The sequence below is a fragment of the Mycolicibacterium peregrinum genome, from assembly GCF_001665625.1.
GTDB classification, from domain to species: domain Bacteria; phylum Actinomycetota; class Actinomycetes; order Mycobacteriales; family Mycobacteriaceae; genus Mycobacterium; species Mycobacterium peregrinum_B.
Map to the genome: position 1 here is coordinate 82091 of NZ_LZSY01000107.1, position 6340 is coordinate 88430.

The 6340-nt window shown below is 66.5% G+C and carries 7 protein-coding genes; 2 read left to right on the forward strand and 5 right to left on the reverse strand.

What is annotated here, in order from left to right; translation table 11 throughout:
- Positions 1-27 precede the first annotated feature (27 nt).
- The gene (locus A5779_RS16260; RefSeq protein ID WP_064883568.1) at positions 28-606 is read left to right on the forward strand and encodes a TetR/AcrR family transcriptional regulator; all 579 of its coding nucleotides are present in this window, start codon (positions 28-30) and stop codon (positions 604-606) included.
- 29 nt (positions 607-635) lie between these two features.
- On the opposite strand, the gene A5779_RS16265 is transcribed toward A5779_RS16260, so the two are convergent.
- The 5 genes from A5779_RS16265 to A5779_RS16285 all read right to left on the reverse strand — a co-directional run bounded on the left by A5779_RS16265 (position 636) and on the right by A5779_RS16285 (position 4979).
- Positions 636-830 (reverse strand): helix-turn-helix domain-containing protein, encoded by a 195-nt coding sequence (locus tag A5779_RS16265; RefSeq protein WP_064883593.1) that lies wholly within the window; start codon positions 828-830, stop codon positions 636-638.
- Between the two features lie 129 nt (positions 831-959).
- On the reverse strand, positions 960-2588 hold the full coding sequence (locus tag A5779_RS16270) for an ABC-F family ATP-binding cassette domain-containing protein (RefSeq protein ID WP_064883570.1): 1629 nt from the start codon (positions 2586-2588) through the stop codon (positions 960-962).
- A 25-nt stretch (positions 2589-2613) separates the two neighbouring features.
- Entirely contained in the window at positions 2614-3444 is an 831-nt protein-coding gene (locus tag A5779_RS16275) for an enoyl-CoA hydratase (protein WP_064883572.1), read from the reverse strand.
- Positions 3445-3462: 18 nt separating this feature from the next.
- The gene (gene trxA / locus A5779_RS16280) at positions 3463-3837 is read right to left on the reverse strand and encodes a thioredoxin (protein WP_055113744.1); all 375 of its coding nucleotides are present in this window, start codon (positions 3835-3837) and stop codon (positions 3463-3465) included.
- A 44-nt stretch (positions 3838-3881) separates the two neighbouring features.
- Entirely contained in the window at positions 3882-4979 is a 1098-nt protein-coding gene (locus A5779_RS16285) for an NADH:flavin oxidoreductase (RefSeq protein WP_064883574.1), read from the reverse strand.
- A 150-nt stretch (positions 4980-5129) separates the two neighbouring features.
- Between A5779_RS16285 and A5779_RS16290 the strand changes: the two genes are divergently transcribed.
- The coding region (locus A5779_RS16290) for an HNH endonuclease signature motif containing protein (protein WP_064883576.1) at positions 5130-6340 on the forward strand (1211 nt) is incomplete at its 3' end.

Genomic DNA, 6340 nt, shown 5'->3' on the forward strand with positions numbered 1-6340 from the left:
CGGGCGCTTGCGCGAGGAGTGGTCTGAATGCCCCGGGTAACGGACGACCATCTCGCGGCCCGGCGCCGTCAGATCCTTGACGGCGCCAGGCGCTGCTTCGGCCAGTACGGATATGAGAGTGCGACCGTGCGGCGGCTCGAAGAAACCATCGGGCTCTCGCGCGGCGCAATCTTTCACCACTTCAAGGACAAGGACACCTTGTTCTTCGAACTGGCCCGCGAGGACGCCGAGCGGATGGCCGAAGTGGCTGCCCGCGAAGGGTTGATCCAGGTGATGCGAAACATGCTCGCCGCCCCCGAGCAGTTCGACTGGCTGGCCACCCGGCTGGAGATCGCCCGAAAGTTGCGCAACGACCCGGCTTTTCACCGCGGCTGGGCGGAACGGTCCGCCGAGCTGGACGCCACGGTCACTGAGCGCCTACGCCGGCAGAAGCAGGCCGGCCGACTGCGTGACGACGTACCGAGTGCGGTCCTGCACATCTACCTGGACCTCGTGCTCGACGGCCTGGTGGCGCGGATCGCCTCCGGCGAGGATCCGAAGAACCTCACCGCGGTACTCGATCTGGTGGAGGCCAGCGTGCGCCAACAGACGCCGGCGGACAGCTGAATCCCGCTACTCCGCAGCGCTTGTGCTCGTCATACCCTGGCCCGGGTGCGGTGATTGGGCCCACCGCGGCTGCGCATCGTCGTTCCCGACTCACGCAGCAAGCTGTGGATCGAGCCATAGGAACGTCCCGTAGTAGCCACCAACGAGCGGATGCTGGCACCCGCCTCGTATTCCTTCCGAAGCTCGGTCAGCAGTTCGCCGCGATTCTTGTTCATATCCCTCATCGACATCTCCCAGATTGTGATGTCCCGACGGGTACCCACACTAGAAACCCCACACACACCGATGGGTCGATTTGTCCAACGTCTTAAATTGACGTTCTCGAAGATGCGGCGGTCCTTGAGGATTCGCGGTCAGGCGAGCTCGATGAGGTCCCGGTATTCGGTGGACCAGAAGTCCTCGGTACCGTCCGGCAGCAGCACCACTCGCTGCGGATCGAGAGCCTCGGCTGCACCCGGATCGTGCGTCACCAACACCACCGCGCCCTGGTAACTGCGCAGCGCATCGAGAACCTGCTCGCGTGACGCTGGATCGAGGTTGTTGGTGGGCTCGTCGAGCAACAGCACATTGGCCGTAGAGGCAACCAGACCGGCGAGAGCCAACCGCGTCTTCTCACCGCCCGAGAGAGTGCCCGCCGGCTGATCGAGCTGTGGTCCGGTGAACATGAAGGCGCCCAACAGGCCTCGGAGATCCTGCTCGCCGGTGTCGGGTGCGGCGTGGCGGATGTTCTCCCAGACCGTCGCCCCGTTGTCGAGCGTGTCGTGCTCCTGGGCGAAGTACCCGATCTTGCACCCGTGACCAGGTTCCAGTGCTCCGGCGTCGGCAGTCTCGGCGCCGGCGAGCAGTCGCAGCAGGGTGGTCTTGCCGGCACCGTTGAGGCCGAGTACGACCACCCGGGATCCGCGGTCGATGGCCAGGTCGACACCGGTGAAGATCTCCAGCGACCCGTACGTCTTGGTGAGCCCCTTGGCCACCAGCGGGGTCTTACCGCACGGCGCCGGGGTGGGGAACTTGATCCGGGCCACCTTGTCGGCCACGCGCTCGGCATCGAGCTCGGCGATCATGCGGTCGGCTCGGCGCAACATGTTCTGGGCGGCAACGGCTTTGGTCGCCTTTGCGCCCATCTTGGCGGCCTGGGCCCGCAACGCACCGGCCTTCTTCTCGGCATTGGCGCGTTCGCGGCGGCGGCGCTGCTCATCGGTCGCGCGCGCGTCGAGGTACTTCTTCCAGCCCATGTTGTAGACGTCGGCCTCACCGCGCACCGCGTCCAGGAACCACACCCGGTTGACGACCTCGTCGAGCAGGTCGACATCGTGACTGATGACCACAAGCCCACCGGTGTGGTTGTGCAGGAAGTCCCGCAGCCAGCCGATCGAGTCTGCGTCGAGGTGGTTGGTCGGCTCGTCGAGTAAGAGAGTCGTGGCCGACCCCGAACCGGTGTCGCTCGCCGCGAACAGGATGCGGGCCAGCTCGACGCGGCGGCGCTGACCGCCGGACAGCGTCCGCAGCGGCTGCGTCAGCACCCGGTCCGGCAGGCCCAGGCTCGCGCAGATGCGACCGGCCTCACTCTCGGCTGCGTAACCGCCCAGTGCCGAGAACCGTTCTTCGAGCTGACCGTACTTTCGGACCGCCTTGTCGCGAGCCGCGTCGTCGGCGACCTCGGCCATCAAGACCTGCTGCTTCTCCAAGTCCGCCAGCAGCGTGTCGAGACCGCGGGCCGACAACACCCGGTCACGGGCCATGACGTCGAGGTCACCCTCTTTGGGATCCTGTGGCAGGTAACCGATTTCACCGGTGGTTGTGACAGACCCGGCGTACGGCTCGCCCTCCCCCGCCAGAATTCTCATCGTGGTGGTCTTGCCTGCGCCGTTGCGCCCGACCAGTCCGATCCGGTCACCGGGCTGCACCCGCAGCGCCGAGCCCTCGAAGGACAGCAGCGTGCGCGCGCCGGCGCGGACCTCCAGGTCCGTTGCGGTGATCACGCTGCGGTCCTCCTAGGTATGTGTCTTACTTCTCGTCGGTAAATATCGGGTCGCGCTTCTCCGCGCGCGCGGCAACCGCTTCCTCAAAGTTTGCGGTGAGCAGACGCACGAAGAGTTGTCCCAGGCCCTCGGCCTGCATGTGCCCCTCCAGGCTAGCGGCGTCCAGTCCACTCCAAAGTGTGCGCTTGGTCAACTCGATACCCGGCCGGGAGAACGCCGCCATCCGGTCCGCCATGTCGTAGCACGTCTCTAGCAGGGCCTCCTCGGCCACCACACTGGATACCAGACCGATGCGTGCTGCCTCCTGAGCGTCGACGTCACGGCCGGTCAACATGATCTCGAAAGCGCGCGACGAGCCGATGGCGCGTGGCAGCAGGTAGGACAAGCCCAGCTCACTGGCGGTGAGCCCGTTGTTGATCCCCGCGGCGCGGAAGTAGGCGCCCTCGGCGGCCACCCGGACGTCACAGGCCAGCGCGAGGCAGAGCCCGCCGCCGATGGCCGCGCCGTTGACCGCTGCGATCACCGGCTGGTGCAGCCGCCGTAGGGCGAGGATCACATCGTCGAGAATCTCCATCGACCGCAATGCGTACGTCGGCCTGGTCAAACCGGCCACGTGCGGCACCGACCCGGCCGACTTGTGATCGGCCCCGGAGGAGAACCCCCGACCGGCCCCGGTCAGCACGACAACGCGCACGCTGTTGTCATAGCGCAGGTCTTCCAGGACGCCCTTGAGCGGGACCATGACGTCGAACGCCATCGAGTTCATCCGCTCGGGCCGGTTGAGGGTCACCAGGGCGACGTCCGAGCGGGGGCGGTCGACCAGGACGAATTCGTTCTGCGCAGTCACGGTCAGCACGCTATCGCGTGCCGGCGCTCACATCTGTTCTGCGTCGCCCTGAGCGGCCTGCTCTTTCATGGCCGCGTCGATGTCGAACTCCTTGATCTTCTGGACGAGGTCCTCCAGTGCAGCCGGTGGCAGCGCCCCGGCCTGGTTGAAGACCAACTTGCCCTTCTTGAAGGCCATCAGGGTGGGGATCGAGCGGATCTCGGCTGCCGCGGCGAGCGCCTGCTCGGCCTCGGTATCGACCTTGGCGAAGACCACATCGGGGTGGTTCTCGGAAGCAGCCTTGTATGTCGGCGCGAAGGCCCGGCACGGTCCGCACCACGACGCCCAGAAATCGACCAACACGATCTCGTTGTCCTTGACGATGTTGTCGAACTGTTCTGTGGTGATGTCCTGCGTACTCACACTTTTCCTAACGTCGGGGCTTAGCGGCCTGTTCCCAGCCTATTTCAGTACAGCCTGGCCAGCGCGGTTTCGGCGTGGTAGCCGGTGAAGCCGCCGAGCGTGTCGTCACGCAGCCGATTCACCCAACCCGGATCCGCCAGCAGGGCTCGGCCGATCGCCACGATGTCGAGCTCTTCGGCCGTGAACTGCGCCAACAGTCGATCGACCGGGGCCGGCTCGATGGGATCGCCATCTCGCTTTCCGGGTTGGAACTCGGTTGCCAGTCCGACCGATCCCACCCCGATCACCGGCACACCGGTGATCTTCTTGGTCCAGCCGGCCAGGCTCAGATCCGAGCCCGGGAACGCGGGGATGTACACGCGCCGGGTCGACGGATGCAGCACGTCGACACCCGCGGCGACCAACGGTGCCAGTACCTGCTCCAACTCAGCCGGGGTTTCGACGAGCTGTGCGTCGTAGGCGTTGGCCTTCCACTGCGAGAAGCGGTAGATGATCGGGAATCCGGTACCGACGGCTTCGCGCACCGCCGCGACGACCTCGGCCGGGAAGCGGGTCCGCGCTGCCGGCGAGCCGCCGTAGGAATCGGTGCGCTGATTCGTCTTCTCCCAGAGAAACTCGTCGAGCAGATAACCGTGGGCGGAGTGCAACTCGACAGCGTCGAATCCAACAGCCTTGGCATTGCGGGCCGCCTCCGCGAACTGCGCTGCGACACCACCCAATTCATCGGTCCGCAGTGCCCGGCCCCTGGCAACGCCCACACTGTTGACACCCGAGGGGCTGACCGGGACCACCCCGTCACGGTCGGCACGTTCGGCACCCTGATGCCACAGTTGCGCAGCGATCACGGCGCCTTGAGCATGTACCGCGTCGATGACGGCCCGCCAGCCGTCGAGCGCCTCGGTACCGGACAGCGTCGGGATGCTGAACGGCCAGCCCGCGGCCGGATCCGTCAACCGCACCCCCTCGGTGATGATCAGGCCGACGCCACCGGCTGCGCGACGGGCGTAGTAGTCCGCCACGTCGGTGCCCGGCACACCACCGGGCGACGCCGCTCTGGTCATCGGTGCCATCGCGAAGCGATTCGGGATCGTCAGCGATCCGACGGTCAACGGACTGAACAGGTCGCGGGGAGTTTGGCTCACTTGGGCGTCAACGCCCCGTGGGACCGGCCGATTCCGATTTACTCAGCGCGAGTTGGGGGGCGACGTCAGTCGTCGCGACCATCGGAACTGTCACCGATGTCCTGAGACATCACAACCCGCTTGTCGTACCGCAGTGGCATAATCGAACACATGTTCGACGCTGATTCCGATGTGGCTCTGATCGACCGGATCAGTGCCGCGGCGCGGGCGGAGTCGGCGGCGATCGCGGGGCGCCTGGCCGCGATCGGGGCGTTGGACAGCCTGCGGGAACAGGAGTTGGCCGAGTCGATCTTTTGGACCACCGACCCGTTCGAAGAAGTCTCTGCCGAAGTATCGGCGGCGTTGCGGATCAGCCGCGGCCGGGCCGGTACCCAGATTCATCACGCCCGGGTATTACGCGACAAACTCCCGTTGGTGGCGGCCCGGTTCGCTGCCGGCGACATTGATTATCGGGTGGTGCGGATGATCATCGCCCGCACCGGCATCGTCGATCCCGCAGTCTGGGCCGGACTGGATGAAGAACTCGCCGCCCGGGCCCATCGGTGGATGCGGCTGTCTGAACGGCAGTTGCGGGATCGGGTGGATCAGTGGATCGCCAAACTCGACCCCCACGGGGTGCGGGTCCCACCCCCGATCGATGACGGGCGGTTTGTGCAGGTGGAGGCGAGCAGCCCAGGCATGGCGTCGATCTGGGCCAATGTGCACGCCGCTGACGGGGTCGCGTTGAGTCAACGCCTCGATGCGGTGGCTGACACGGTGTGCAGCCACGATCCGCGCACCCGGGAGCAGCGCCGCGCTGATGCGGTGGGGCCGGTGGCCCGACTGGAATCCCGCATGCCGTGTCTGTGTCGGCGTGAGGACTGCCCGGCCGCACAGCAGCGGGCGGCCGCCGATGCCGCGGTGGTGCATGTGCTGGCCGACCAATCCACCGTGAACGGCACCTGTGATGATCCGGGCTATCTGGTCGGCCACGGCATCGTGCCCGCCGAATCCGTGCGTGATCTGGCCGCCACCGGCACGGTCAAACCCGTGCGCATGCCCACCGGGAACGCGCCCAAGCCCACTGAGCCTGCCGAGCCGAAGGATCCCGGTGAGCCTGCCGAAGCGGCCGAGCCCACTGAGCCCGCCGACACGGCTGAGGCCGCTGCTGCCGGCGAGCCGCAGTACCGCCCCTCGGTAGCACTGTCAGAATTCATTCGGTGGCGGGACCTGACGTGCCGGTTCCCCGGCTGTGACGCCCCGGCTGAACGCTGCGATGTCGACCACACCGCGCCCTGGCCCGCCGGGCCGACGCATCCGTCGAACACCAAACTATTTTGCCGGGCACACCATTTGGTGAAAACGTTCTGCCCCGGCTGGAC

Bases quoted from the DNA above. Each gene is read 5' to 3' on its own strand.
- A5779_RS16260 (WP_064883568.1), top strand. From the start codon at position 28: ATGCCCCGGGTAACGGACGACCATCTCGCGGCCCGGCGCCGTCAGATC.
- A5779_RS16265 (WP_064883593.1), bottom strand. From the start codon at position 830: ATGAGGGATATGAACAAGAATCGCGGCGAACTGCTGACCGAGCTTCGG.